This window comes from Vibrio sp. GLN_1, from assembly GCF_043106015.1.
GTDB classification, from domain to species: domain Bacteria; phylum Pseudomonadota; class Gammaproteobacteria; order Enterobacterales; family Vibrionaceae; genus Vibrio; species Vibrio parahaemolyticus.
Map to the genome: position 1 here is coordinate 24,154 of NZ_JBICMD010000031.1, position 26,013 is coordinate 50,166.

Annotated in this window: 20 protein-coding genes and 8 tRNA genes; 4 read left to right on the forward strand and 24 right to left on the reverse strand. The window is 46.4% G+C overall.

What is annotated here, in order from left to right; translation table 11 throughout:
- Positions 1-2: 2 nt before the first annotated feature.
- Complete coding sequence (locus ACF8OV_RS13490; RefSeq protein ID WP_274056177.1) at positions 3-2,957, reverse strand: ExeM/NucH family extracellular endonuclease; 2,955 nt, start codon at positions 2,955-2,957, stop codon at positions 3-5.
- Positions 2,958-3,492: 535 nt separating this feature from the next.
- Here ACF8OV_RS13490 and ACF8OV_RS13495 point away from each other — a divergent pair.
- On the forward strand, positions 3,493-3,867 hold the full coding sequence (locus tag ACF8OV_RS13495) for a hypothetical protein (RefSeq protein WP_021484688.1): 375 nt from the start codon (positions 3,493-3,495) through the stop codon (positions 3,865-3,867).
- Between the two features lie 64 nt (positions 3,868-3,931).
- On the opposite strand, the gene trpS is transcribed toward ACF8OV_RS13495, so the two are convergent.
- From trpS to nsrR, 5 genes are all read right to left on the reverse strand, one after another.
- Entirely contained in the window at positions 3,932-4,948 is a 1,017-nt protein-coding gene (trpS, locus tag ACF8OV_RS13500) for a tryptophan--tRNA ligase (RefSeq protein ID WP_005468382.1), read from the reverse strand.
- Between the two features lie 115 nt (positions 4,949-5,063).
- Positions 5,064-5,750: a phosphoglycolate phosphatase gene (locus tag ACF8OV_RS13505; protein ID WP_031855206.1), complete on the reverse strand. Its 687-nt coding sequence runs from the start codon at positions 5,748-5,750 to the stop codon at positions 5,064-5,066.
- Positions 5,751-5,852: 102 nt separating this feature from the next.
- Positions 5,853-6,596, reverse strand: a complete 744-nt coding sequence (rlmB, locus tag ACF8OV_RS13510) for a 23S rRNA (guanosine(2251)-2'-O)-methyltransferase RlmB (protein ID WP_005455666.1) — start codon at positions 6,594-6,596, stop codon at positions 5,853-5,855.
- Positions 6,597-6,658: 62 nt separating this feature from the next.
- Positions 6,659-9,166, reverse strand: a complete 2,508-nt coding sequence (gene rnr / locus ACF8OV_RS13515; protein WP_025533719.1) for a ribonuclease R — start codon at positions 9,164-9,166, stop codon at positions 6,659-6,661.
- Between the two features lie 115 nt (positions 9,167-9,281).
- Positions 9,282-9,707 carry a nitric oxide-sensing transcriptional repressor NsrR gene (gene nsrR, locus ACF8OV_RS13520; RefSeq protein ID WP_005460673.1) on the reverse strand — a complete coding sequence of 142 codons (426 nt, stop codon included), beginning with the start codon at positions 9,705-9,707 and terminating at the stop codon, positions 9,282-9,284.
- A gap of 158 nt (positions 9,708-9,865) precedes the next feature.
- On the opposite strand from nsrR, the gene hmpA reads away from it, so the two are divergent.
- Positions 9,866-11,050 (forward strand): NO-inducible flavohemoprotein, encoded by a 1,185-nt coding sequence (hmpA, locus tag ACF8OV_RS13525; RefSeq protein ID WP_065780600.1) that lies wholly within the window; start codon positions 9,866-9,868, stop codon positions 11,048-11,050.
- A gap of 82 nt (positions 11,051-11,132) precedes the next feature.
- On the opposite strand, the gene ACF8OV_RS13530 is transcribed toward hmpA, so the two are convergent.
- Both ACF8OV_RS13530 and ACF8OV_RS13535 read right to left on the reverse strand, forming a co-directional pair.
- On the reverse strand, positions 11,133-11,768 hold the full coding sequence (locus ACF8OV_RS13530) for a flagellar protein MotX (RefSeq protein ID WP_005496512.1): 636 nt from the start codon (positions 11,766-11,768) through the stop codon (positions 11,133-11,135).
- 229 nt (positions 11,769-11,997) lie between these two features.
- The gene (locus tag ACF8OV_RS13535) at positions 11,998-13,314 is read right to left on the reverse strand and encodes an adenylosuccinate synthase (protein ID WP_005460670.1); all 1,317 of its coding nucleotides are present in this window, start codon (positions 13,312-13,314) and stop codon (positions 11,998-12,000) included.
- A gap of 173 nt (positions 13,315-13,487) precedes the next feature.
- On the opposite strand from ACF8OV_RS13535, the gene ACF8OV_RS13540 reads away from it, so the two are divergent.
- Positions 13,488-13,673, forward strand: coding sequence for a DUF2065 domain-containing protein (locus tag ACF8OV_RS13540; protein WP_005480030.1), 186 nt, complete (start codon positions 13,488-13,490; stop codon positions 13,671-13,673).
- Positions 13,674-13,757: 84 nt separating this feature from the next.
- On the opposite strand, the gene hflC is transcribed toward ACF8OV_RS13540, so the two are convergent.
- The 8 genes from hflC to tsaE all read right to left on the reverse strand — a co-directional run bounded on the left by hflC (position 13,758) and on the right by tsaE (position 22,908).
- Complete coding sequence (gene hflC / locus ACF8OV_RS13545; RefSeq protein ID WP_005460668.1) at positions 13,758-14,738, reverse strand: protease modulator HflC; 981 nt, start codon at positions 14,736-14,738, stop codon at positions 13,758-13,760.
- 2 nt (positions 14,739-14,740) lie between these two features.
- Positions 14,741-15,943 (reverse strand): FtsH protease activity modulator HflK, encoded by a 1,203-nt coding sequence (gene hflK, locus ACF8OV_RS13550; protein WP_005460667.1) that lies wholly within the window; start codon positions 15,941-15,943, stop codon positions 14,741-14,743.
- A 45-nt stretch (positions 15,944-15,988) separates the two neighbouring features.
- Positions 15,989-17,278 carry a ribosome rescue GTPase HflX gene (hflX, locus tag ACF8OV_RS13555; RefSeq protein ID WP_005496507.1) on the reverse strand — a complete coding sequence of 430 codons (1,290 nt, stop codon included), beginning with the start codon at positions 17,276-17,278 and terminating at the stop codon, positions 15,989-15,991.
- Between the two features lie 38 nt (positions 17,279-17,316).
- Positions 17,317-17,580, reverse strand: a complete 264-nt coding sequence (gene hfq, locus ACF8OV_RS13560) for an RNA chaperone Hfq (RefSeq protein WP_005438329.1) — start codon at positions 17,578-17,580, stop codon at positions 17,317-17,319.
- A gap of 193 nt (positions 17,581-17,773) precedes the next feature.
- Entirely contained in the window at positions 17,774-18,706 is a 933-nt protein-coding gene (miaA, locus tag ACF8OV_RS13565; RefSeq protein WP_005480058.1) for a tRNA (adenosine(37)-N6)-dimethylallyltransferase MiaA, read from the reverse strand.
- Complete coding sequence (gene mutL / locus ACF8OV_RS13570) at positions 18,703-20,712, reverse strand: DNA mismatch repair endonuclease MutL (protein ID WP_140263132.1); 2,010 nt, start codon at positions 20,710-20,712, stop codon at positions 18,703-18,705. Before mutL ends, miaA begins: the two co-directional genes overlap by 4 nt.
- A gap of 22 nt (positions 20,713-20,734) precedes the next feature.
- Positions 20,735-22,450 (reverse strand): N-acetylmuramoyl-L-alanine amidase, encoded by a 1,716-nt coding sequence (locus ACF8OV_RS13575; protein WP_029810424.1) that lies wholly within the window; start codon positions 22,448-22,450, stop codon positions 20,735-20,737.
- Complete coding sequence (tsaE, locus tag ACF8OV_RS13580) at positions 22,444-22,908, reverse strand: tRNA (adenosine(37)-N6)-threonylcarbamoyltransferase complex ATPase subunit type 1 TsaE (RefSeq protein WP_005457080.1); 465 nt, start codon at positions 22,906-22,908, stop codon at positions 22,444-22,446. The genes ACF8OV_RS13575 and tsaE overlap by 7 nt, the downstream gene beginning before the upstream one ends.
- A 364-nt stretch (positions 22,909-23,272) precedes the next feature.
- On the opposite strand from tsaE, the gene queG reads away from it, so the two are divergent.
- Complete coding sequence (queG, locus tag ACF8OV_RS13585) at positions 23,273-24,400, forward strand: tRNA epoxyqueuosine(34) reductase QueG (RefSeq protein ID WP_203505011.1); 1,128 nt, start codon at positions 23,273-23,275, stop codon at positions 24,398-24,400.
- 620 nt (positions 24,401-25,020) lie between these two features.
- Here the strand turns inward: queG and ACF8OV_RS13590 are convergent.
- The 8 genes from ACF8OV_RS13590 to ACF8OV_RS13625 all read right to left on the reverse strand — a co-directional run bounded on the left by ACF8OV_RS13590 (position 25,021) and on the right by ACF8OV_RS13625 (position 25,918).
- Positions 25,021-25,097: transfer RNA gene (locus ACF8OV_RS13590), tRNA-Met, on the reverse strand.
- A gap of 56 nt (positions 25,098-25,153) precedes the next feature.
- Positions 25,154-25,229: transfer RNA gene (locus ACF8OV_RS13595), tRNA-Gly, on the reverse strand.
- A gap of 18 nt (positions 25,230-25,247) precedes the next feature.
- Positions 25,248-25,324 (reverse strand) — tRNA-Met (locus ACF8OV_RS13600).
- A gap of 35 nt (positions 25,325-25,359) precedes the next feature.
- Positions 25,360-25,435: transfer RNA gene (locus ACF8OV_RS13605), tRNA-Gly, on the reverse strand.
- Between the two features lie 50 nt (positions 25,436-25,485).
- Positions 25,486-25,561: transfer RNA gene (locus ACF8OV_RS13610), tRNA-Gly, on the reverse strand.
- Positions 25,562-25,610: 49 nt separating this feature from the next.
- A tRNA-Gly gene (locus ACF8OV_RS13615) sits at positions 25,611-25,686 on the reverse strand.
- Between the two features lie 49 nt (positions 25,687-25,735).
- Positions 25,736-25,811 (reverse strand) — tRNA-Gly (locus ACF8OV_RS13620).
- Between the two features lie 30 nt (positions 25,812-25,841).
- Positions 25,842-25,918 (reverse strand) — tRNA-Met (locus ACF8OV_RS13625).
- Positions 25,919-26,013: the final 95 nt, after the last annotated feature.

The window sequence follows — 26,013 nt, forward strand, 5'->3', positions numbered from 1 at the left end:
GCTTAACGGCGGCGGCGGAACAAGCCAAGTCCAAGCATTGCTAGCAGTGCACCAAACCCAAACGAACCACCATCAGAGTCTTTCGAATCTGTGGTGCCCGTTTCAGGTTGAGTCATAGAGACTGCACGAGCAGAGCTAAACTTAACGACGTTGCCAGTCGAGTCTGTCACTTTCTCTTCCAGTTGGTAGTTACCTTGCTCTGGCGCCTGTTCAAACTCAACATTCACGCTGCGCGCTTTAATGTCCGTTTGATCTAAAGTCTTGCTCGCTGAGTAAGCTTTTGCATCACTACTTACAGCGGCAGCTTGAGTCGCGACGGTTAAGCTAACAGTCACGATGTCACCTGCAAGCGCATTTGGTGGCAAACGTACATCTACCGCTAAGTTTTCACCCGCTTTCGGTAAATCGATGTCCGTATCAGGTAAATCAATCGCGATGATCACAGGATCGTGGTCAGATGCCGAGAACGCGTCTTTGTATTTCGGCATATCACCTGTGTATTTGCTGCCGTACTCAAACAAGTTACTTTCTAGTGAGTTAATGTGCCAATCTTCAATCGCTACCACTTTTTGCGCCAAGCTGTTGCTTGCCAAGGCGTGGTCTAAATTGCCCAGCTCACCAGAATAGGTGTACGAGAACGTGTCTGTGCCATGCAGCAAGGTATTAAGGTTGTTCAGGCCGTAACCTTGTTTGATTTGCGTTTGCTCAACTTGCAACTCACCACCGTTGATTGTGGTGTAACCCGCCGTGTAAATATCACGTCCGTATTTCTCTTTCGAGTAATCAGTCAGTGTCAGTAGTGGATCTTCCATACCATACGCATTGAGATCCCCCATCAGCAACACATCGCCTTTCACGTCTTTCAACGCTTCACCCACTGCGTGCGCAGCAGAAACACGGAAGTTGTTACAGTTACCTTGCAGATCCGCAGGCTCCGAGTCTTCTACGCCAGCGATCCACTCTTCAATACATTCAGAACCTTTCGATTTGAAGTGGTTAACGACGATAGAAAGATCTTCACCGCTCTCTTGTACCGTGAAGGTTTGCAACAAGCTGTGGCGTTGGTATTTGTCGTACGCAGGGTTGCTCTCAGCACCATCTTTACGAGTAATGGTGTTTTCGGCAATGTGCTGCTCTGGCGTGAAGATCACTTTCGCCGCTTCTTTTGGCGTGACCACTTTCGCGCGGTACAAGATAGCAACCATGATCGCATCACTTCCGAAGTACTCTTCTTGGTACTTGTCTTTATCTGCGATTTCAACGTAAGTGTAATGATCGTCTGCGTCATCGATTTCTGCATTCAATGCATCCACCAAGTTTTGCACAGCACTGCCATCACCGAAGCCGTTATTCTCCACTTCCATCAAACCAATGATGTCAGCATCCATCTTGTTCATCGCAGACACGATCTTCGCTTGTTGGATCAAGAACTCATCGTGATTCGTCGCGCCACGGTTTTGGCCTGTCGGGTTGTTGTTTCCGCTGTCTGCAACCGAAGTGAAGTAGTTAAGCACGTTAAAGCTTGCAACGCGTAAATCCGACTCAGCGATAGCTGGCGCCGCTTTACGCTCTACATCAAAGCCATCACCTGCTGCCACAAAGTTAGTGTTATTTACATCATTCGTCGCGATCAGACGGTATTCGTTGTAGCTGTAATTCACTACGCCCTGTAAACCTTCAACGCGCGAACCTAAGCGAATGTGCTGTTCAGATGAACCGTCTTGATCCAAATCTTGACCAAACTCAGGGTAGTAAGGAATTTTGCCGTTCGGTGCTTTGGCATCAGATTCTAGGAAAACTCGATTCTCTGCATTTTGTTTTGCTAATGCGACCGCTTCTGCACTGTCTGCTGCGTGAAGCTGAGTTGGCTTAAAGAGCGGAGCTTGGTGCGACAACATCATGTTGTTACGTTTTGAATCGTAATCGTAAGAGAAGTTGCGAGTAACAAACAAATCACTGGCTGAGTTCAGCGTCACTTGCATCCCTTCATAGCGCTCTAATGCATCACGCAGAGTTTCGCCTTCTTTGATCACAAGCGGCGTCACCAATGGAATGTCTGACGTGCCAGTTTTTACATAGCTGGTTGCGTCAGAAGAAAGCTGAGTATTGCTGTAGTACTCCTGAATCTTACCTTTCACACAAACTACGTCACCAGGCTTTAGCTCGGTATCGGCGGCGTTCGTATGAATAAATAGACCTTCTGACGTCTTATCGTTGTTATCATTCTCGATAGCTTGCAGGTAGAAGCCTTTCGTCAAACCGCTAGTAACAGTGCTCACGACACCAGTAACAAAATGCTCTTCTGTCGTAATGTATGGGTAACCATCGATAAATGGCGAAGAAGCACCTTCACCTTGAATGTTTTGAATGGATGTGAACGTTGGCGCGTGTCCATCCACTTCACACACAAACGCTGCAGGTGGCTCAGCTGCGTTCAGCTCGCCCAAGCCATCAATGTTGTCTTTCGTTAATGTTGTCCATTGAGAAGATTGGAAAGTCGCAGAAGGCGTCAGTGCGTCACCGTTGCGTACCAAAGTGGCGTCTTTGCCAAATGCCACACCACCCATCACGCCAACCATGTCGTGAACTTCACCATCTTTTAGTAGTGCGAGAGGATCGTCACCATTAAAGTTCGCGACGTTTTTATCGGTCTGGTCAGCCACTGCTTTAATCGCATCGCTGGCATCACCATGGGCAAGAACAAACACCTGCTTCGCTTGCAACGTCACTTGGCTCAAATCGATCTTGCTGCCCCAAGTGCCACCACCATTAGATGATTTCGCTAGCTCATAACCTGTTAGCGTGACTGCGGCATCACCGGTATTCGCGATCTCGACCGCTTTATTATACGAGCCACCTTCTACGTACTGGGAAATGATAATTTCTGCATTCGCGTTAGCGCTAAGCGCACTGGCGATGGTTAATGCAAGTATTGAGGGTTTGATTAACGTGTCCATTGTCGTACCTGATATTTATTTAAATGCAAACTAAGCTCCGATCAGAGCCTACCATTTGCGTCTACTATCAGGTTTATTTATGAAATAAATAAGAAAGAGCAGTAAAAGCCGTGAAATAAATCACATGTGAATCTATAAAAATATGCCAAAACAGCGTATTCAAACATATTTTGTAATAAATACAGTCCAGTAGTGCAGCTGGAAAGAAAAATTAGACTAATTGCTCAGTTTATTTTTCCGTTCCATGTTATGGAATACATCAATGCTTTCTTGGTACACCAAGTTATTATTTCGAGCGCTTTCATGCTTCATTAAATATAATTAATTACTAATTTAGAATATTGCTACTTTAGTTTATTTCAGGCTCTCGCTTGTTATTTACTCCCCCGCTTTGCGCACTCGCCATTTACACTTCAAATTTTTATCAATCAAAAATGATAAATTCCGACAACACAGTGGAGAAAAACATACACAAGCGTTATAAAACCAACGCGAGACAATAAGATCTCATCCATCATCTATCGTGGAAAAATCAATGAAAACAATTCAACGTATTGGGCTAGCTCTCTCCGCGTTTGGGCTTATGACGGGCTGTCAGCTAACATCTTCTAAACCGCTTTACCCAACCGCCAATCAAAAAACTATCCAATCAGCAAAAAATGAGTTCAAGGGAATGGAAGAGTTTGAAGTCAGTGACGATGGTGTCATTTCTTTTCGTGCCCGCCTGCCTGGACCAGACTATTACTGGGAGCCATATAAAATCAAACAGTTAAGTTACGAGATATCCTGTGTTTTCCTCACTAATTATGTGGATCGTGGGATGGTAGTGAAGTCTTCGTTTTTAGGCGCTCGTGGCCGCGTTGAGTACTATGATATGGAGCGCTGTATGGACAACACACCCTTCGAGTAATTTTCTCAGCACATAAAAAAAGCTCCACCGAAGTGGAGCTTTTTGGGTATTGGATTACTTGAGATTACGGACGAGCAACAAAACCAACAGCTTCGTATGCTTTTTTCAGTGTTTCCGCCGCGCGAGCCGATGCTTTCTCCGCGCCTTGCTTCATCACTTCATCCATAAACGCGCGATCTGCGCGAATACGACGGTATTCTTCTTGAATTGGCTCAAGCATCGCAACAACCGCTTCACCCACGTCTTTCTTGAATGGGCCGTACATTTCAACGCCTTTGTATTTCGCTTCAATCTCTTCAAAGCTCATGCCTGTCGCTGCAGAGTAAAGACCCATTAGGTTTGCAATACCCGCTTTGTTTTCAACATCATGGCGAATGCTTGGTGGCGTTTCGGTATCCGTTTGCGCTTTGTTGATCTTCTTGATGATCGATTTTGGCTCTTCAAGCAGCGTGATAACGTTCTTACGGTTATCATCAGACTTCGACATTTTCTTCGTCGCATCTTGAAGGCTCATTACGCGCGCGTTAACCGTTGGAATGTATGGCTCAGGCACCGTGAAGATTGGGCTTTCTGGCGAGTAAATGTTGTTGAAACGCGTTGCGATATCACGCGCTAATTCTAGGTGCTGCTTCTGGTCGCTACCTACTGGCACTTGGTGTGCGCCGTAAAGCAGGATGTCTGCTGCCATTAGCACTGGGTAATCAAACAGACCCACGTTTACGTCGTTCGCGTAACGTGCAGACTTGTCTTTAAACTGAGTCATACGGCTCAGTTCACCCATTTGAGTGTAACAGTTAAGAAGCCAACCAAGTTGAGCATGCTCTGGTACGTGTGACTGAACAAATAGCGTGCTCTTCTTCGGATCAACACCAACTGCCAGACAGATCGCCAATGCGTCTAGAGTCGCTTCATGTAGGGCTTTAGGATCTTGGCGAACCGTAACCGCGTGAAGGTCTACAACACAGTATTGGCAATCATAATCGTCTTGCATCTGCTGCCATTGACGTAGAGCACCCAAGTAGTTACCGATACTTAGTTCACCTGACGGTTGAACACCACTCAATACAATGGGTTTGCTCATTAGAATGATTCCTTTGACTTCTTAATCTAATTAAAATGAAAAACCGTGCGGCTTTTAGCGCACGGTTTACTCAGTGTACTCATTAACAAGTATTTTGGAAGCTCTTTTGTTGCCGTTATGCAGAAACGGCTACTACTTCCAATAATTCAGATAAACTGTCTGCGACAAAATCTGGGTTTGAAGCTGAAATAGGCTCACCATGGTTGTAACCGTATGTTAAACCAAACGAAGCACAACCTGCGTTTTTCGCCGCAAGGATGTCATTCTTCGAGTCGCCAACCATCAGCATTTCGCTCGCTTTCACCTGATGTTTTTCCATCAACCAGTTCAGTGCGACTGGATTTGGTTTTTTCTCAGGGAATGCATCACCACCCAATACGTCCACGAAGTATTTTGCAATGCCATGTTGCTCTAGAATTTCTGGAACAAACTTCGATGGTTTGTTCGTTACAAGCGCCATCGTAAAGCCTGCCTGATGTAGCTCTTCTAGCGTCTCTTTTACTGTTGGGTAAAGATGGCTCAGCTGATGACCGCTTTGCGCGTAAAAGTCATCAAACAGCTCGCGTCCTTTTGCACACAGCTCTTCACTAAGATCGCTACTGATGGTCATGCTTTGGCTTAGCGCGCGACCAATCAGGACGTCAGCACCGTTACCTACGTAATCACGTACTTGCTCTTCCGATACTGCAGGGTAACCCAAAGCTTGTACCGCTTGGTCTGCAGCAACGGCCAAATCAGGTACGCTGTCCAACAATGTGCCATCCAGATCGAACGCAATCAGTTTAATATCTTGTTGAGTCATAATTTCCCTAGCTAAAAATAACAAAGGATGGTTTCCCACCCTATGTGTTTGATTCTTCAAGCCGCTAAGCCTTTGGGCTCAGTGACATATGTTCTCATTCGCTTACTTCGCAGCCAAGCGCTGACGAACTGCTTCGAATAAACAGATGCCTGATGCAACCGACACATTCAAACTTGATACGCTACCTGCCATTGGGATTTTAATCAAATCATCGCAAGTTTCTCGCGTTAGGCGGCGCATGCCATCACCTTCTGCGCCCATGACAATTGCCAGAGGACCAGTCAGTTTTGCTTGGTAAATGTCGTGTGTCGCTTCACCCGCCGTACCCACGAACCAGATGCCCTGCTCTTGCAGAGTACGCATTGTGCGCGCTAGGTTGGTTACACGAATCAAAGGCACCACTTCTGCAGCGCCACAGGCTACTTTGCTTACTGTCGCATTCATTGGTGCTGATCGATCTTTAGGAACGATAATCGCAGCAACACCAGCAGCATCGGCGTTACGTAAACAGGCACCCAGGTTGTGAGGGTCAGTCACGCCATCCAAAACCAATAGCAACGGTGTCTCATGCTGAGCTAGGATGTCGTCGATGTCGTTTTCGTTCAGCTGTTTTGCTGGTTTTACGCGCGCGATGATGCCTTGGTGGTTTGCACCATGTGCTTTGTCATCCAAGGTTTTACGCGTCATTTGTTGGATAGAAACACCACACACCTGCAAATCGTTCAAGATTGGCATTAGGCGATCGTCTTGGCGTCCTTTTAGAACGTACGCTTCAATAAAACGTTCTGGTTCGCGTTCCAATACCGCTTTCACGGCATGAATGCCGTAAATAAATTCGTTACTCATTACTTAACCTGTTTCTGTGCTTCGCTCACCGCCAATCTGCGATAACAGATTGGCGCTTCAGCCTACTGCGCGTCTTGCTTAGTGCGCTTGGTTTTCTTTGGCTTACTGTGTGGCTTTTTCTTGTGGGCTTTCTTCACCTTTGGCTTCTTTGCGCTGTCGTCATCCCCACGTTTTGGCCCTTTGCGTTTACGGCCAGAATCCGTTTGTTCTGGGCGCTTAGTTGGCTCAATAGTAGGAACAGCGCGCGCTGTAGCACCTTCTTTTGATGAAGAACGTGTCGCCGCACGTTTTTTCTCTTTGGCTTTGCGTTTCGCTTCCGCAGCTCGTTTCTTAGCTGTCTTACCTTCGCCGCGTAGCTTACGACTTGTTTCGACCAATTCAAAGTCAATTTGCTTGTCATCTAGGTTAACAGCCAGCACTTTTACTTTGACCGCATCACCCAGACGATAGATGTTACCGAAGCTTTCACCGATAAGTCTTTGACCAATAGGATCAAACTGGTAGTAGTCGTTCGCAAGCGTTGAAATATGCACCAAACCATCGATATGCAGATCGGTCAAGCGCACGAAGAAGCCAAAACTGGTGACGTTAGCAATCACGCCTTCCAGCTCATCGCCGACGTGATCTTGCATGTATTCACACTTCAACCAATCCGCAACTTCACGCGTTGCATCATCAGCGCGGCGCTCTGTCATTGAACATTGTTCGCCGTAGAAGTCCATGTCATCGAATGAGTAATGGTAACCACCCGTTGGCGTCCAACGGTCTTGGTTGCGGCCTTCTTCTTTAGCGATCAAATACTTGATAGCACGGTGCAGCAACAAGTCTGGGTAACGACGAATTGGTGACGTAAAGTGCGCGTAACGCTTAAGCGCCAAACCGAAGTGGCCTGCGTTGTCCGCGTTGTACACCGCTTGCTTCATGGAGCGCAACAGCATGGTTTGGATCAGCTCTTGGTCTTGACGACCTGCAATTTGACGCGCGAGATCGGCGTAGTCTGTCGGAGAAGGCTCTAAACCACCTTTCAACTCTAAACCTAGCTCACTTAGGAAATCGCGGAAGCCTTGCAAGCGCAGCTCACCCGGAGATTCGTGAATACGATACAGTGCAGGCTCTTTGGCTTTTTCTACCAATGATGCCGAGGCAATGTTAGCTAAGATCATACATTCTTCGATGATCTTATGCGCATCATTACGAATCACTGGCTCAATGCTTTCAATCTTGCGCTCAGCATTAAAAATGAATTTGGTTTCGACGGTCTCAAACTCAATCGCACCACGTTGATCACGCGCTTCTTTCAACACTTTGTACATCGCGTGCAACTCTTCAAGATGCGACACGAGTGGCTGGTAGCGTTCACGCAGTTCTTCATCACCTTCAAGAATCGCGCTCACTTTGCTGTATGTGAGACGAGCGTGGGAATTCATTACCGCTTCGTAGTGCTTGTAGCTTGAGAGCTTACCGCTTTCAGAAATGGTCATCTCACACACCATACACAAGCGATCCACTTGCGGGTTAAGCGAACACAAACCGTTTGAAAGCACTTCAGGCAACATTGGGACAACTTGCGATGGGAAGTACACAGAGTTACCACGGTTGATGGCTTCTTTGTCTAACGCTGAATCTGGGCGCACGTAGTAGCTTACGTCTGCGATTGCGACCCAAAGACGCCAACCACCATCTTTTTTCTTCTCACAGAAAACGGCGTCATCGAAGTCTCGCGCATCTTCACCGTCAATAGTAACAAGCGGCAATTCACGCAAGTCAACACGGCCAACTTTCGCTTCTTCAGGCACTTCTTCGCCCAAGTTTACGATTTGTTTTTCGACCGCTTCTGGCCACTCATAAGGGATTTGATGGGTGCGAATTGCGATTTGTGTTTCCATACCTGGCGCCATATTTTCACCAAGAACTTCAACCACTTTACCCATCATGCCACGCGAGCGAGAACCACGATCGGTAATTTCAATCACCACGACGTTACCCATACGAGCGCCAGCTTTGTGCTCGTTCGGGATCAGAATATCTTGGCTGATACGCGAATCATCCGGCACAACATATGAGTAGCCGTACTCAAGGAAGAAGCGGCCAACAATCTGGCTATTGCGCTCTTCAAGTACGCGAACTAAGCGACCTTCACGACGACCACGCTTGCTGTTGTCTGTTGGTTGCACCAGCACGAAATCACCATGAATGATGTTCTTCATTTGGTGATGTGGCAGCAAAATATCATCGTCCTTGCCGACGCTGCCTTCTGGACGTACCCAACCGTGACCATCTTTGTGGCCAATCACGTAACCTTTCACCATTTCAAGTTTTTCAGGCAATGCGTAGCACTGACGGCGGGTAAACACCAGTTGACCATCTCGTTCCATGGCACGTAAACGGCGGCGCAACCCTTCGTATTGCTCTTCGCCCGCTAACTTTAAAGCTTCAAACAAGTCATTGCGATTCATTGGTACGCCCGCTTGTTCAAGGAACTCGAGGATGAACTCTCGGCTTGGAATTGGATTTTCGTAATTTTGGGATTCACGATCTGCGAATGGATCGTTTGGAATATTGTCTGACATAGGCACGCCTATCTAGCAAGGAAGGTATAGAGCTAGTATATCTGAGTCTCTCGATAACCTACAGAATTGCTTTGAAAAAAGAATGATCGAGATCGACTCTGGAACTGCAAATAAACTAAGGGCGAGCAAGCAGGATCAAAAGCTCAGAGTTATCGCTCAGTAAGGATTCAATGGTGCACTCATCCAACTCGGCGAGGAAGGCACTTTTTGCTTTGGCAAGCTTATCTTTGAGGCGACATGCGGGGGTAATGTGGCAAAACTCCACCCCACAATTGACCAAATCTAACGGCTCCAAATCTCGCACGACACCACCAACGGTGATCTCAGACGCTGGCTTCATCAAGCGAATACCACCGTTTTTACCGCGCACGGTATGCACGTAGCCTAGCTGCCCTAAACGGTTGATTACTTTGACCATATGATTACGAGACACACCAAACAAATCCGTCACTTCAGTGATATTGGTCAGCTCATCTTTTGGCAATGATGCTAAGTAAATCAAGGTTCTCAGCGCGTAATCAGTAAAGCTCGTTAACTGCATGTTCTCTCCCAGAGTGCGACTTAATAGCTCAATGTCAGTGACGAAACAACTAACTTACGCTATCGACAAAAGTGTAAATCTTTTCTTGATCGAAAGATACATTTGAGATACAACTTTAAACATGCATTACAAATACAACTTAAAAATAGGAAGTTCTTATGCTCAGCAATCAAACCATTGAGATCGTGAAAGCGACCGCGCCACTAATCGCAGAAACAGGACCAAAACTGACCGCTCACTTCTATGACCGCATGTTTACTCACAACCCTGAGTTAAAAGACATTTTCAACATGAGCAATCAGCGCAATGGCGATCAGCGTGAAGCGCTATTCAATGCCATCTGTGCATACGCTGCTAACATTCAAAACTTGCCTGCTCTGCTTGGCGCAGTGGAGAAAATTGCGCATAAACACACCAGCTTTTTGATCACGAAAGATCAATATCAAATCGTAGGTAAACATTTGATCGCTACGATTGATGAGTTATTCAATCCGGGCCAAGAAGTTTTAGATGCGTGGGCTGAAGCTTATGGCGTATTGGCTAATGTATTTATCCAGCGCGAAGAGCAAATCTATCAAGCGAATGCATCGCAAGAAGGTGGTTGGCGAGGGCTACGTGAGTTTGAGTTGGTCGGTAAACAATTGGAAAGTGAACACATTTGCAGTTTTGTTTTCAAACCGACGGATGGCAGTAAAGTGACGAAGTACAAGCCTGGGCAGTACCTCGGCATCTACATCAACAGCGATAAGTTTGAAAACCAAGAGATCCGTCAATACAGCCTATCTTCTTCGGTTCAAGAGAACACTTACCGCATCTCCGTAAAACGTGAACAAGGCGGTAAAGTATCCAACTACCTGCACGATGAGCTAAACATCGGCGATAAAGTAAAACTCGCAGCGCCAGCGGGTGATTTCTTTATGGATGTAGATACCAATACACCAGTGGTGCTGATTTCTGCAGGTGTCGGCCTTACGCCAACACTGTCAATGCTAGAAAGCTTGACGGAACATCACGCGCCAGTGACTTGGGTACATGCAACAGAAAACAGCAAACACCACGCCTTTAAAGAGCACGTAAACCAGCTAGTCACGGCGAAAGAAAACATGAACGCGCTCATTTGGTATAACCAACCAACGGCAGAAGACAAGATAGGTGAAGACTTCCACTTTACCGGCTTTGTAAACCTGCATGAAATCGAAGCCGCACTCAAACAAGACAACGTACAAGTGTACTTCTGTGGTCCGGTGGGCTTTATGCAGCACGTCGCGAAACAGCTACAAGAACTTGGCGTCCCTCAGGAACAATTCCATTACGAATGCTTTGGCCCACATAAGGTGGTTTAAGCGCGTTCACCTATCGGGAAAACAACAAAGCCCACGAAGTGTGGGCTTTGTTGTATGAAGTTACCGAGAATTTTCTGGAGATCTACCAGAACATGTCACGCCTTTTTGCGCGTGCAATGATGTTTTGTGGCATACGCTGTTCTAGCCCACGCCTTAACACGGCAATGCGTTTGTGTTGACGCTGATCGGCGGTCACCGAGTTGTACAACCAGCGGTAAGCATCTTCATAGTCCAACGGACTACCGTAATCGCGTAGCAGCAATTCAGCCAGATGAATACGCGCGTTTAAATTACCCATAGAAGCCGCTTCACGCAAATACGGAATCGCACGCTCTTTGTCTTGTTGCACCAAAGTACCGCGCGAATAGTAACGCCCAATCTGCTCTAATGCCGCAGGTAAGCCTTGCTGCGCGGCATTTTCCATGTAGTAGAGCCCCAGCTCGACATCTTGCTCGACACATACGCCCCACGCCAACATGTCGCCATATAGGAACTCGTAAGCAGGCAAGTTAATTCGAGTCGCACGAGCTACGATATCTTCCACCAGCTGGCAGTTATCAGCGCGCACGCGTTGTAAATGCTTATTCTGCTCAATAAGCTTTATCAGTTCTGCTTCGGTGTAGATGGGGACTGGCGCGCCAACATCAGCAGCACTCGCTCGCACTGTTGTGGCAGACAGCATCAGTAACAGTGAAGCAGCCACTGTTCGTAACTTCATAAACGTACTCTTCAAGGTATCTGAGAAACCAAAGATCAGCCAAGGATCTCCTCTGCTTGATAAACTTATCGGCAATCAGCAGCTAAGCTTTAGACAATTTTTGCCTCTTCCTTAAGCTTAACGGCAATAACTTGCCATATGCAGATTATTTATCGCTGTGGGTATTTTTATCTCAGATACAAAAAAGCCGACCTTGAGGTCGGCTTTTAAAATCTCTAACGAGTACTTATTAAGCTTCGAATGGGTGAACCTTAATGATAGTTTCGTTACGGTCTGGACCAGTTGAGATGATGTCTACTGGTACGCCCGTTAGCTCTTCGATACGTTTGATGTAGTTTAGAGCTGCTTGTGGTAGAGCATCTAGTGACTTAGCACCAAATGTGTTCTCAGACCAACCTGGCATTGTTTCGTAGATTGGCGTCGCTTTTTCGAATGCTTCAGCAGCCATTGGCGAAACTTCTAGTACAGAGCCATCTTCCATCTTGTAACCAGTACAGATTTTTAGCTCTTCTAGACCATCTAGTACGTCTAGTTTAGTTAGACAGAAACCAGATACAGAGTTGATTTGGATTGCACGACGCATAGCTACAGCATCGAACCAACCAGTACGACGTAGACGACCAGTGGTTGCGCCGAACTCGTGACCTACAGTACCTAGGTGCTTACCTACTGGGTCTTGCTTCTCTAGACCATCGTACAGTTCTGTTGGGAATGGACCTGCACCAACACGAGTACAGTACGCTTTCGCGATACCTAGAATGTAACCGATGTGACGAGGACCGAAACCAGAACCTGCAGCAACACCACCAGCAGTCGTGTTAGAAGAAGTTACGTATGGGTAAGTACCGTGGTCGATATCAAGTAGTGTACCTTGCGCACCTTCGAACATGATCTTGTCGCCGCGCTTGCGTGCTGCGTCTAGTTCGTCAGTTACGTCGATAACCATTGAAGTTAGTAGCTCTGCGTAGCCTTTTGCTTCTTCAAGCACTGCTTCGTAGCTTACTGGCTCAGCTTTGTAGAAATTAACTAGTTGGAAGTTGTGGTATTCCATAACTTCTTTAAGTTTCTCTGCGAAAGCTTCCATATCGAATAGGTCGCCAACGCGTAGACCGCGACGAGCAACTTTATCTTCGTATGCAGGACCGATACCACGGCCAGTTGTACCGATAGCTTTTTTACCGCGAGCGATTTCGCGAGCTTGGTCCATTGCAACGTGGTAAGGAAGAATTAGAGGACATGCTTCAGAAATGAAAAGACGTTCGCGTACTGGAATACCACGCTCTTCAAGAGGTTTCATTTCTTTAAGTAGAGCTTCAGGTGATAGTACAACACCGTTACCGATAACACATTTTACGTTATCGCGAAGGATACCTGATGGAATTAAGTGAAGAACGGTTTTTTCACCGTCAATTACAAGAGTGTGACCTGCGTTGTGACCGCCTTGGTAGCGCACCACGTATTTTGCATCTTCAGTTAAAAGGTCTACAATTTTACCTTTACCTTCGTCACCCCATTGGGTGCCTAGAACGACTACGTTATTTCCCATCTTTCCAAGTCTGATTGCTAGTTAAAAATGGATTCTAGCACCGAATCGCAATTCTTGCAGTCATTTTTTGTTCACAGAGTTGATACCAGAATGTAATCTCATCAACGCTGTACATTTCGAAATCAATACATCACTGATAATATTTACTTTTCTAAATTCGACTGGAAATCTTTATGTCTGACTCTATTTGGCTAGCAATTGGACTTGTTTTAATTGTCGAAGGCATAGGCCCTTTGATCGCGCCAAACGGCTGGCGAAACATGGTGGCACAGCTGAGTGAACAACCGGACAACCAGCTACGGCGCATTGGTGGCTGCCTTGTGGTGGCGGGAGCCGTCATCGCATTTATGATGAGCTAATGTTTGGTGGCATACCAAAACCAACGGTACAACCGATACAAAAAAGGCTCCTTACGGAGCCTTTTTAGATTTCAGATGGTTCGCTTATTCAGCTTTCGCACCTTTCGCGTTATTCATGTACTGGAAGAAGTCACTCTTCGGATCCAGAACAAGAATGTCGTTCTTAGAGCTGAATGATTTTTCGTATGCTCTTAGAGAACGTAGGAAGCTGAAGAACTCAGGATCTTTGTTGTATGCATTCGCATAGATCTTCGCTGCTTCTGCATCCGCTTCACCGCGTGTAACACGAGCGGTTTTATCCGCTTCTGCAAGAATGGTTGCTACTTCAAGTTCCGCTTGTGCACGAATGATTTCTGCTTTCTCACGACCTTGAGAACGGTGCTTACGAGCTACCGACTCACGCTCAGCGCGCATACGACGGTAAATTGACTCACTGATCTCATCAGGAAGGTTGATTTTCTTCATACGGAAATCGACAACACGAACACCCAAGTCTTTCATTGCACTTTCTCGAGTATCTCGCAGTACGTCCGACATGATTAGGTCACGTTCACCATCAATTTCTAACGCTTCACGTGCCGCTTCTGTGTTCACTTCATCACTGCTTGCGTCTTCTGGTAGCACGTCATCATTACGTGGACCTGAAACGATTTGTTTGATTTCACGAGCACCGATTTCAGAACGAAGTACGTCTGTGACTTTACGCTCAAGAAGTGCTTCAGCTGTCAGAGAGTTACCACCGCCTGTTGCTAGGTAGTAACGGCCGAAGTCTTCAATACGCCATTTCACGTACGAATCGATGATAACGTCTTTTTTCTCTGACGTTACGAAACGGTCAGCACGTCCATCCATCGTTTGAATACGAGCATCTAACTGCTTCACGCGATCAAACAGTGGCATTTTGAAATGCAGACCCGGCTCATAAATTCGAGTGATGTCGTTGTTGTCTTTAAGAACACGACCAAATCGAACCACAATACCGCGCTCACCTTCAGGAATCACAAACAGAGACATCAGCATCAATGCTAGTGCGATTACCAGTACAGGGATCATTAACTTACGCATTCTTAGTATCTCCCTTGACGTGTACCTGTTGAACGAGACTGCGTGTTCGATGTTTCTTCTTGTGTACGCTCAGACTCTAGTTGAATGTGATCGTAGGTTGAAGAAGATTTCGATTTACGTTTAGTGTCTGTTTGACCTTCTTGACCTGCCAATTTATCGATTGGTAGGTACAAAAGGTTGCCGCTTGATTCAGAGTCGATCAACACTTTAGATGTGTTGGTGTAAACCTCTTCCATCGCGTCAATGTACAGACGGTCACGTGTTACGCCAGGCGCTGCTTGGTATTCAGGTAGTAGTTTTTCAAACTGTGCTACTTGACCTAATGCTTCGTTAGTTACACGCTCGTTGTAACCTTGAGCTTCTTTCTTCAAACGTTCAGCACGACCCGTTGCCTTCGGCAAGATTTCGTTCTTGTAAGCTTCTGCTTCACGGATGAAACGCTCTTCATCCTCACGCGCAGCAATCGCGTCATCAAAAGCATCTTTTACTTGCTCTGGCGGACGTGCAGACTGGAAGTTCACGTCAACAATCACCAGACCCATATCATAGCTATCGATGATTTGGTTTAGTGTTTCTTGAGTGCTTTGACGAATTTGCTGACGACCACTGGTTAGAATGCTATCCATTAGTGAATCACCAATTACCGCACGTAGCGCAGAGTCTGTTGCTTGACGCAAGCTATCATCTGCATTAGTCACGCGGTATAGGTATTTGTATGGGTCAGCAACTCGGTATTGAACGTCCATTGCAACCGTAACTACGTTTTCATCTTTCGTCAGCATTAGACCAGATGCACGTAGTGAACGAATCGCTTGTACGTTAACCGCTTCGTATTCATCAATAAAACGAGGACGCCAGTTAAGGCCTGGGTCTACGATACGATCGTATTTACCTAAACGCAGTACAACACCACGTTCTGCTTCACCGATGGTGTAAAAACCAGCGAAAATCCACACAGCAATTGCAATGATCGCAATGACACCAAAGCCAATTGCACCACCGCCACCGCCGATAGAGGAACCACCGCCGCCTTTTTTACCAAACTTGCCACCCAGCTTTTGACTCAGTTTGTTGAACACTTCATCTAAATCTGGCGGACCTTGATCTCGGCCACCAGGACGCTGGCCACCACGATTATTATTACCCCAAGGGTCATTATCGCGGCCATTGTTGCCGTTGTTATTTCCAGGCTCATTCCACGCCATTAGAAAGCTCCATCATTTGATATGACGTTATACTGTAGCAGTCCTTTAAGTGACTATAAAGTCAGTCAAAACTGCCCCTTCTCTTTTTTCAAGTCTAGACCAATCTACTTGCTGCATTCGAATATCGATCAACAAGTTACCATCCTGGTCGTATTCCTCACGTTGAATACACTTCATTTGGAAGAATGTACTACGGAATCTTCCTTGATACTGTGGAGGAATTCGCAACTGATGCTCGACCATTTGCGACGCCAGACGTTCCGTCAGCGCGTCAAACAGGAGCTCAATGCCCAATCCTTCCATTGCAGATACCCAGACCGCACGAGGAACCCCTTCCTCATCACGTTCTATACGTGGTGTCTGCGACTCTAGATTGTCGATTTTGTTCATGACGACAAGCGTCGGCACTTCGTGCGCGTCGATCTCTTCTAATACTTCATGAACAGCTTGAATATTCTCACGAAAACGCTCATCACTGGCATCAACAACATGTAACAAAATGTCAGCTTCTTGCGTTTCCTGCAAGGTCGCTTTGAAGGCAGCAACCAAGTCGTGAGGCAAATGTCGAATAAAACCAACCGTATCTGCCAGTATGGCTGGGCCAACATCCGCTAACTCCATCTTACGTAGTGTAGGATCCAAAGTAGCAAACAATTGGTCAGCGGCATACACGCCAGCTTCGGTTATTCGGTTGAAGAGTGTCGACTTACCCGCGTTGGTGTAACCCACGAGAGAAATTGTTGGGATTTCAGCTCGATTTCGGGCACGGCGTCCTTGTTCACGCTGCTTGGCTACCTTTTCTAGGCGGCGCAGGATGGCTTTGATTCGTTCACGCAATAAACGACGGTCGGTTTCCAGCTGGGTTTCACCCGGGCCACGTAAACCGATCCCCCCTTTCTGCCTTTCAAGGTGCGTCCAACCACGAATTAAACGAGTAGAAATGTGTCGAAGTTGGGCCAGCTCGACCTGTAGCTTACCTTCGTGTGTTCGTGCTCGTTGAGCAAAGATATCGAGGATGAGACCAGTGCGGTCGAGAACTCGACATTTGCACAGTGCTTCGAGGTTACGTTCTTGGGCAGGAGAGAGGGAGTGATTAAAAATCACAATTTCAGCACCAGTCAATTGTACCGTAGTAGCAATTTCTTGGGCCTTACCCTCTCCGACATAGTATTTCGGGTGTGGGGATTGACGACTACCAGTTACCACTTGCAGCGTCTCAACCCCAGCGGAAGAAACCAGCATTTCGAACTCAGCCAGATCTTCCCATTCACCTTCTTGCGTGAAGTTGATATGAACAAGTACGGCTCGCTCACCGGATTCATAACGGTCAAACAAGCAATCAACTCCTTATTTTAAAAATACTCGATGAAGAATTAATCTTCTGATTTCTCTTGTGGACGGTCACCTTGAGGACGATCACCGCTGTGGTGGCTCACAGGACGAGCCGGCACAACTGTAGAAATCGCGTGCTTGTACACCATTTGGTTTACAGTATTTTTCAGCAGGATCACGAATTGATCGAATGATTCGATCTGACCTTGTAGTTTGATACCGTTCACAAGGTAGATAGACACTGGAATACGCTCACGACGTAGCGCGTTTAGAAATGGGTCTTGTAGAGATTGCCCCTTAGCCATTTTATTTTCCTTATTTAATTTGTAGTTGTAATTATTTAGCTAGTGGTGCAATGCAAAAAGTACTGCTTTTGCATCTGAGCTAAACGAATCAAAAATGCACTCTAAGTAATTAGCAGCATAGTATAAAAACTGCCAACAACAGATCCTTTGAGAGTGCGTTCACGCAAAAACGATCACATTATACACAGCTATCTCAATCAGATGCTATTGCTTCTGACATGGTTTCGAGTGCCTGCTCAATGTTATCGCTATCCAACCAAGTTAAGTCATCCCAGCTGCGTAACCAGGTGATTTGACGCTTGGCCAATTGACGAGTCGCACATACGCCACGAAATACAGCTTCATCACGTGTGCACTCCCCATCTAAATACTCCCACATCTGTCGGTAACCAACGCAACGAATAGAGGGAAGATCCGGATGAAGATCTTTGCGCGCATACAACGCTTTCATTTCCTCTTCAAAACCCGCTTCCATCATTTTGTCGAAACGCAGTTCAATGCGACGGTGAAGTTCTGCCCTATCCTTGGGAGCTATTGCAAACTGTTTAACTCGGTACGGCAGGCTTTCACCTTTAGTTTGAGTCAACTCAGTAAGAGTTTTACCTGAAATACGATACACTTCCAACGCCCTAGATAAACGCTGGGGATCATTTGGATGTATTCTCGCAGCTGATACAGGATCAATTTCTTTCAGTTCATCGTGCAACACTGACCAACCTTTAGTCAATGCTTCTTGTTCAATTTGCTGACGAATTTCAGGATTTGCAGCAGGAAGAGGTGATAAGCCTTCAAGTAATGCCTTGTAATACAGCATTGTACCACCCACTAGGAGCGGAATTTTTCCTTCTGCAACAATATCATCCATCGCTTGCAAAGCATCGCGGCGAAAGTCCGCCGCCGAATAAGATTCGCTAGGATCTAGGATATCAATTAAGCGGTGAGGCGCTAAACTCAACTCTCTTTCGTCAGGTTTTGCCGTACCGATATCCATTCCTTTGTAGATCAATGCAGAATCCACACTGATGATCTCAACCGGAAACTTTTGACGCAAGCGAATCGCTAGCTCGGTTTTACCTGATGCAGTTGGCCCCATCAAGAAAAGAGCCAAAGGTAGTTTGTCTGTCATGGTTTTAATTTGGCTATCGTGGCAGAGAAATCAACAGCAGATACGAATGTTTTATCGTCTAGTGGCAATTGACCATGCCTTAACTGTTCAAGTTCCGCAATAATTTGAATGGCTTCAGAGAGAGTATAGTGACTCTTGACCGTTGTGACCTGCACAGCAAGCCAATCGATCAGCGCAGGAAGCATCTGAGTTGACGCCTTTTCTCCCTTCATCCACGTTTGCGCGTAAGATAACAGATCTGGCACTAAATTTTGTAAGTTTTGTTGGCGTAATGGTGCTGGCACGCCCATGACCATTAGCGCTTTATCATTTCTGGCTTTTAATTGGATACCCAACTGAGCAAAGTCTTGTTGATAATCTTGTGCCAACTTCACTAAGTCAGTGTCCAACTTCATCGACAACGGTACTAATAAAGGCTGCGCTTTTAACGCTCCTTCACTTGGCGTCAACTGACCTTTGGTGCGATAGAACTCAGCTCGAGGTAATGAAACTAATGCTACGCCACTGTCGCTGCTCATCAGAACAAATTGTTCATCCACAGCGGCCAACGCTTTCCCCAACGCTGTAACTTGAGGCAAACTCACTTCTCGAACGGACCCTGTCGATGTCGGTTGCTCAGCTTGTTGCGATTCGAAGTCGGGTGTTTTTAGCAGTTCATGGTAAGCGTGGACTTCTCGCTTGCTTGGTGCAGGTTCAGCATAACGCTCTTTACCGACACTTGGTTTAGGCGCAGGTTTGGATTCAATCCAATCCGTTCGCTTAAAGGAATCTGCAATGCGCGCTTCACGCACAGATGAATCACTCGGCGCACGATCGCGTGGCTTTATCTCATAATCAGTACGTCCAGGGTACGTAGGCGTTTTATCAATCGCTTGATACACACGCTCTGGGACAGTAGTACTCACTGGTTGTGGCGAGTATTGAGGCGTCGTTTCCGATTGGCTTTCTCGTACTTCAGGCTCTGCTCGATGGAACGCGGACTCATTGACTTGCGGCTTATCAATCACAGAGCTTTGTGCCAGTGCATCAGCCAAAGCTTGATAGATAAAGTCATGTACCAATCTTGCTTGGTGGAAACGCACTTCATGCTTCGCTGGATGAACGTTCACGTCCACCTGATGCGGGTCTAGCTCGATGAACAACACATAAGCGGCGAATTGATCCGGCTTTAAACTCATTTCGTAGCTTTGACGGATCGCATGATTGATCAGTTTGTCCCGCATCATGCGGCCATTCACGTAACAATACTGCAAATCGCTTTGCTGACGAGCCCCATCCGGGGTGGTGATCCAACCATGCAACTTGAGGCCTTGATGCTCAAGCTCAATACGAAGCATGTTACGCACAAATGCATTACCACACACCGCCGCTATACGCTTTTCGGTTTGCAGTTGATTCTTAGCCGCACGGTACTGGCGGATCACTTTGCCGTTATGGCGCACGTTGATCGAGACATCAAAGCGGCTCAGTGCAATGCGTTTTAACAGCTCGTCAATGTGAGCAAATTCCGTTTTTTCGGTACGCAGAAACTTACGGCGTGCAGGAGTATTGAAAAACAAATCCAGCACTTCAACCGTGGTACCAATGGGATGGGCAGCAGGCTGCAATTTGACCTGCATATCACGCCCTTCCGAATATGCACTCCACGCTTCTTCTTGCGCAGCTGGGCGAGAGGTTAATGTAAGACGAGAAACGGAACTGATACTCGCCAATGCCTCTCCACGAAAGCCCAAGCTCATGATCGCTTCTAAATCATCTAAGGTATGGATTTTAGACGTTGCATGACGACTGAGTGCCAGCCCGAGCTCATCTTTCGCAATCCCTTTTCCGTTGTCACGAACACGAATAAGCTTGGCACCGCCTTTTTCGATATCGATATCGATTCGGGTTGCGCCAGAGTCGAGGCTATTTTCCACCAACTCTTTGATGACAGAGGCAGGTCTTTCGACCACTTCCCCTGCCGCAATTTGGTTGGCGAGCCTAGCTGGCAAAATTTTTATCGTCATAATGAGTTAGAAGCTCACTTACTTATTTGTTTGGAATGATCAAGACTTGCCCAACAGCAAGCTCGTCCGAGCGCAAGTTGTTTGCTTGGCGAATACTCGCAACGCTCACGCCATATTTGGACGCAATCTTACCAAGGTATTCCCCTCGTGCCACTTTGTGCTTGCGGATCGGCTTATCTTTCACTGCTACGGTGATCTTAAGTTTTTGACCGACCCATAATGTATCGGATTTTAAGTTATTCTCACGACGAATATCCGACAGCTTCACTTTGTAGTGGCTTGCGATCTTACCCAAGAACTCACCCGATTTAACGGTATGAGTAATCGTTTCAGTCTCTACTGTAATAGGCTTGCTTGGCACTTGGATTTTGCCAGCTGACGGAATACGCAGTTTTTGTCCAACCGCTAAGCTGGTCGATTTCAACTTGTTCTCGGCCATCAACGCTTTCGAGTTAGTACCGTATTTATTCGCAATCACAGACAGCGATTCACCACGCTTAACAATGTGCACAATTGGTTTAGAGGAAGGTGAGAACACCGTGCCTTCAGGTGGGTTATCTTTTAGATATTTAACCACCGCTTTAGAGATAGCCTGCGCTAACTTATCTTGGTGTGCGCGTTGGAACAGCAGTTTCTCTTCTGTTGGGTTAGAGATAAATCCAGTCTCTACAAGGACCGATGGAATTTGTGGCGAACGCAGTACTGCCAAGCTAGTGTTGATTGGCTTGGTGTTGTGTAGATGCGCGACGCGTCCCATTTCACCCAAAATTTCGGTCGCCAACTTGTAGCCTTCTTTTTGCGAATGGCTGAACTGGAGATCGAGCAAAGTTTGGTTCACGTTGCGGTCTTTCGTGTTCGTGACAAATGCATTGCCAGAACCACCAAGCAGCTCAGACTGTTTCTCGTGGTTCTCAACCCAACGAGCAATCTCAGTGTTTGCGCGACGCGTATTCAATACGAATACCGATCCCCCACGAGGTTGTGGTGACGTGAACGCATCCGCGTGAACTGAGATTAACAGGTGCGCATCATTTTCGCGGGCAAATGCAACACGGCGGTTTAAGTTAACAAAGTAGTCACCGGTACGCGTCATGCGCGTTTTGATTCCTGGCGTCGCATCAAGTTGCGCAGCAAGCTTGCGAGAAATGCTCAGTACCGCGTCTTTTTCATACTTGCGACGAGATGGACCAATTGAGCCAGGGTCTTCACCACCATGACCAGGATCGATCACGATCAATACTTCTTGAGCACGCTGTACGGTACTCATGTCTTTGCTGGTTGTCGCCGGTTTGCTTGGTTTCGCTGCTGTTGTCGCGGTTTTCTTACCGTGTGGCAGGTCAATCACCAAACGATGCCCATATTGGCCGCCCGGCGTTGGACTGAGTTTGAATAACTCTGCCTGAACGTTTTTCTTTAATTCAAAAACAAGGCGATAGGTGCCTTTCTCTGGAGGCGAGCTTTTACGCACCAATTTAAGCACTGGGCTATCAGAAACGGTCACTGGCAATTTAGCTTGCATGGTGGTGTCTTTCATATCCACCACAAGACGGTCCGGCCCTGACAGAGAAAAATAGGAATAGTCCGCTTCCGAGCCTAAATCGATGACAACACGAGTTTCATCTGGGGAAGGCCACACTCGGAAACTTTTAACGACGTTAGCAAATGCTAAATTGGGGATGATAAGGAGAAAAGTGGCGACAAACGTCGCCACTGCTCTAAAATTTGAAAGACTCAACATAGCTCCAATCGACTGAGTAACTGCACACCGTAATCATTGTTCGCCGTTATCTCAGCGACGCGTTGCTCACCTTGATAACGAATTTCTACATCTAAATCTGGTTGTGGCAGCAATCCTTGCCCTTTTTCAGGCCATTCAACCAAGCAGATCGCATCATCTGTGAAGTAATCTCGGATCCCCATGAATTCCAATTCTTCCGGATCCGCCAATCGGTAAAGATCAAAGTGGTAAACCTGCCACTTATCTAATTGGTAAGGTTCGACAAGCGTATAAGTCGGACTTTTCACGTTTCCTTGATGCCCAAGAGCACGGACAAAACCACGACTGAAGGTTGTTTTACCTGCACCTAAATCACCATGCAGATAAATAGTGGTTTGTTGAGAACAAAGTTGAGCCAGCTCGGTGCCCAGTGCTACCGTTTCTTGCTCATCTTTTAAAGTAAATTGTTTCGTGCTCATTGATGCTTCTCTAACTAATGATCGTTGACTATATAAAAATCAAAAGAACAGGAATAGTAAACCGTGTTGGTTTTGAGAGACAAGCTTTCAAATGTCATATGTGCGAAAAAAGTAGCCAAAAACTGTAACTTATTTACCGAGTATTAACTTTGATCGAAAAGAGTTTAACTCACAGTTATAAGAACGCCGTACATAGCAGAAGGTTCCGTGATACATGCATAATGATTTTGCTGATAGAAACGCGCCAATGGCCATTCAGCCTGAAATTTGAGAAACGAATTTCCGAGTACCAACCTCAACTTTACGGTAGCACCAATAGAATAGATCCGTTAAGATCCCGCCCCCTTTATCTCGGTGATAAAACATGAACTACGAACAACTCGCACAACAAATCAAAGTTTGGGGAAAAGAGCTCGGCTTTCAAAAAGTGGGCATCTGCGACGTTGATCTTAGTGAACATGAAGCCGCACTACAAAAATGGCTAGATGCTGGCTATCACGGCTCAATGGATTGGATGGCTCGTCACGGAATGATGCGCGCCAGACCCAATGAGTTATTACCGGGAACCGTTCGCGTTATCAGCGTCCGGATGGACTACCTACCGCCAGAAGCGCAATTCGCTTCAAATCTCGCGAATAAAAATCATGCTTATATTAGCCGCTATGCGCTAGGGCGTGATTACCATAAGCTGGTCAGAAAGCAGCTCAACAAGTTGGGTAAGCTCATAGAAGAAGAAGTGGGTCAGTTTGGTTATCGCCCTTTTGTCGACTCTGCGCCAATACTTGAGCGCCCTTTAGCCCAAAAGGCCGGATTGGGTTGGACAGGTAAACACTCACTGATCTTAGATAAAGAGTGTGGTTCTTGGTTCTTCCTTGGTGAACTGCTGATTGACCTACCTTTGCCAGTCGATACTCCAAGTGTCGACCAATGCGAAAAATGCCGAGCGTGTATTACGTCATGCCCGACTCAAGCCATTGTAGAAGATAAAGTTGTCGATGCGAGACGCTGTATCTCTTATCTCACGATAGAGTTTGATGGTGTCATCCCTGAGGAATTCCGCAAACCGATGGGTAACCGCATCTACGGCTGTGATGACTGCCAACTCGTCTGCCCATGGAACCGCTATGCAGACGTAACCGAACAAGAAGATTTCCATCGCAGGGAAAGCTTTCACAATCCAGACTTAGTTGAATTATTCCAATGGGACGAGGCGACGTTCTTAAAAAATATGGAAGGTTCTGCTATCCGTCGTATCGGTCACGAACAATGGCTACGTAATATATCTGTCGCACTTGGTAATGCAGAATACAACCAACGGGTGATAGACGCACTTAATGCGCGACTTGGTGAAAGTAAATTACTGGATGAGCACATCGAATGGGCACTTACCCAGCAGCTCAACCATATCCCTTCTTTAGATGCAGAACCGATTGAGACGAAGAAAAAGCGTTTAATTAGAATTGTTGAGAAAGGCTTACCTAGAGATGCCTAGTGCGTAGCCTATATGCAAGAGATTGAAAACACTTTTTGCATGCTCAATACATGACCCTGTTCTCAATTCTGTAATGTGGAAAAAAATTCTAGATTTGATTAAAAATGGGTTGCAAAAAAAAGTTAAACACAACCTGAGTAAATGACTAGGATCAAAAAAAGACAAGGTTATGATCGTATTTTAACGTATTCGATCCGATGAAATAATACATTTAACCTTAAATAACAACAAGTTAAGACCAAATCACCAGCAACCAAGACTTCCTAAAAAAGAAAAGATCTTTCTTTACCCATCAAAATCCTCAAGCTAAAAACACTTTATCAACCAACTTATCCACAGAACGTTATATGTGGATAACTCTGTTAATTAACATAGGTAAAACGCTCCGAACATCATGAAATGATTACGCCAGCCGATTCATATCGTGTTTTAAACACAAACGAAACCGTCCGACATCATTTGATGCGGATTAAGATATGCTTTTAGGGGATTCATGCTTCGCAGCATTATGAAAAGAGCGATGGAATGGAGCGAAAGCCAAAGTGAACTGGGCGGCGCATCCGTGACGATCTGAGAGCTAGAAAATACCAACCACTCAAACTGTAACTATCGTCTGAAATTGGTTGCGGGGGCCGGATTTGAACCGACGACCTTCGGGTTATGAGCCCGACGAGCTACCAAGCTGCTCCACCCCGCGTCCGTATTACGTCACCGTTAAATACGATGAGAACTTTGCTTTTTCATTAGAGAAAGTGGAGCGACACACGAGGTTCGAACTCGTGACCTCAACCTTGGCAAGGTTGCGCTCTACCAACTGAGCTAGTGTCGCACATTCTCTTAAAAGAATTGGTTGCGGGAGCCGGATTTGAACCGACGACCTTCGGGTTATGAGCCCGACGAGCTACCAAGCTGCTCCATCCCGCGTCCATGTATTATCGCGTAGTGCAATAATATAAATTTGGAGCGACACACGAGGTTCGAACTCGTGACCTCAACCTTGGCAAGGTTGCGCTCTACCAACTGAGCTAGTGTCGCAATGTCACTGTTAAGCACAATGAGGGCTATGCAGTTCACTTTGAAGAAAGTGGAGCGACACACGAGGTTCGAACTCGTGACCTCAACCTTGGCAAGGTTGCGCTCTACCAACTGAGCTAGTGTCGCATGTCACTGTTAAGCACAATGAAGGCTTTACTTTCCACTTAAAGAAAAGTGGAGCGACACACGAGGTTCGAACTCGTGACCTCAACCTTGGCAAGGTTGCGCTCTACCAACTGAGCTAGTGTCGCATGTAATTGTTAAGCACAATGAAGGCTTTACTTTTCACTTAAAGAAAAGTGGAGCGACACACGAGGTTCGAACTCGTGACCTCAACCTTGGCAAGGTTGCGCTCTACCAACTGAGCTAGTGTCGCATATCAACAGCAAATGCTATTGATTGAATTTGGTTGCGGGGGCCGGATTTGAACCGACGACCTTCGGGTTATGAGCCCGACGAGCTACCAAGCTGCTCCACCCCGCGTCCGTATTTCATTGTTAAGCACAATGAGAGCTATACTGTCCACTTAGAAAGAAAGTGGAGCGACACACGAGGTTCGAACTCGTGACCTCAACCTT

Coding starts and splice junctions, on each gene's coding strand:
- ACF8OV_RS13490 (WP_274056177.1), bottom strand. CDS start 2,957: ATGGACACGTTAATCAAACCCTCAATACTTGCATTAACCATCGCCAGT.
- ACF8OV_RS13495 (WP_021484688.1), top strand. CDS start 3,493: ATGAAAACAATTCAACGTATTGGGCTAGCTCTCTCCGCGTTTGGGCTT.
- trpS (WP_005468382.1), bottom strand. CDS start 4,948: ATGAGCAAACCCATTGTATTGAGTGGTGTTCAACCGTCAGGTGAACTA.
- ACF8OV_RS13505 (WP_031855206.1), bottom strand. CDS start 5,750: ATGACTCAACAAGATATTAAACTGATTGCGTTCGATCTGGATGGCACA.
- rlmB (WP_005455666.1), bottom strand. CDS start 6,596: ATGAGTAACGAATTTATTTACGGCATTCATGCCGTGAAAGCGGTATTG.
- rnr (WP_025533719.1), bottom strand. CDS start 9,166: ATGTCAGACAATATTCCAAACGATCCATTCGCAGATCGTGAATCCCAA.
- nsrR (WP_005460673.1), bottom strand. CDS start 9,707: ATGCAGTTAACGAGCTTTACTGATTACGCGCTGAGAACCTTGATTTAC.
- hmpA (WP_065780600.1), top strand. CDS start 9,866: ATGCTCAGCAATCAAACCATTGAGATCGTGAAAGCGACCGCGCCACTA.
- ACF8OV_RS13530 (WP_005496512.1), bottom strand. CDS start 11,768: ATGAAGTTACGAACAGTGGCTGCTTCACTGTTACTGATGCTGTCTGCC.
- ACF8OV_RS13535 (WP_005460670.1), bottom strand. CDS start 13,314: ATGGGAAATAACGTAGTCGTTCTAGGCACCCAATGGGGTGACGAAGGT.
- ACF8OV_RS13540 (WP_005480030.1), top strand. CDS start 13,488: ATGTCTGACTCTATTTGGCTAGCAATTGGACTTGTTTTAATTGTCGAA.
- hflC (WP_005460668.1), bottom strand. CDS start 14,738: ATGCGTAAGTTAATGATCCCTGTACTGGTAATCGCACTAGCATTGATG.
- hflK (WP_005460667.1), bottom strand. CDS start 15,943: ATGGCGTGGAATGAGCCTGGAAATAACAACGGCAACAATGGCCGCGAT.
- hfq (WP_005438329.1), bottom strand. CDS start 17,580: ATGGCTAAGGGGCAATCTCTACAAGACCCATTTCTAAACGCGCTACGT.
- miaA (WP_005480058.1), bottom strand. CDS start 18,706: ATGACAGACAAACTACCTTTGGCTCTTTTCTTGATGGGGCCAACTGCA.
- mutL (WP_140263132.1), bottom strand. CDS start 20,712: ATGACGATAAAAATTTTGCCAGCTAGGCTCGCCAACCAAATTGCGGCA.
- ACF8OV_RS13575 (WP_029810424.1), bottom strand. CDS start 22,450: ATGTTGAGTCTTTCAAATTTTAGAGCAGTGGCGACGTTTGTCGCCACT.
- tsaE (WP_005457080.1), bottom strand. CDS start 22,908: ATGAGCACGAAACAATTTACTTTAAAAGATGAGCAAGAAACGGTAGCA.
- queG (WP_203505011.1), top strand. CDS start 23,273: ATGAACTACGAACAACTCGCACAACAAATCAAAGTTTGGGGAAAAGAG.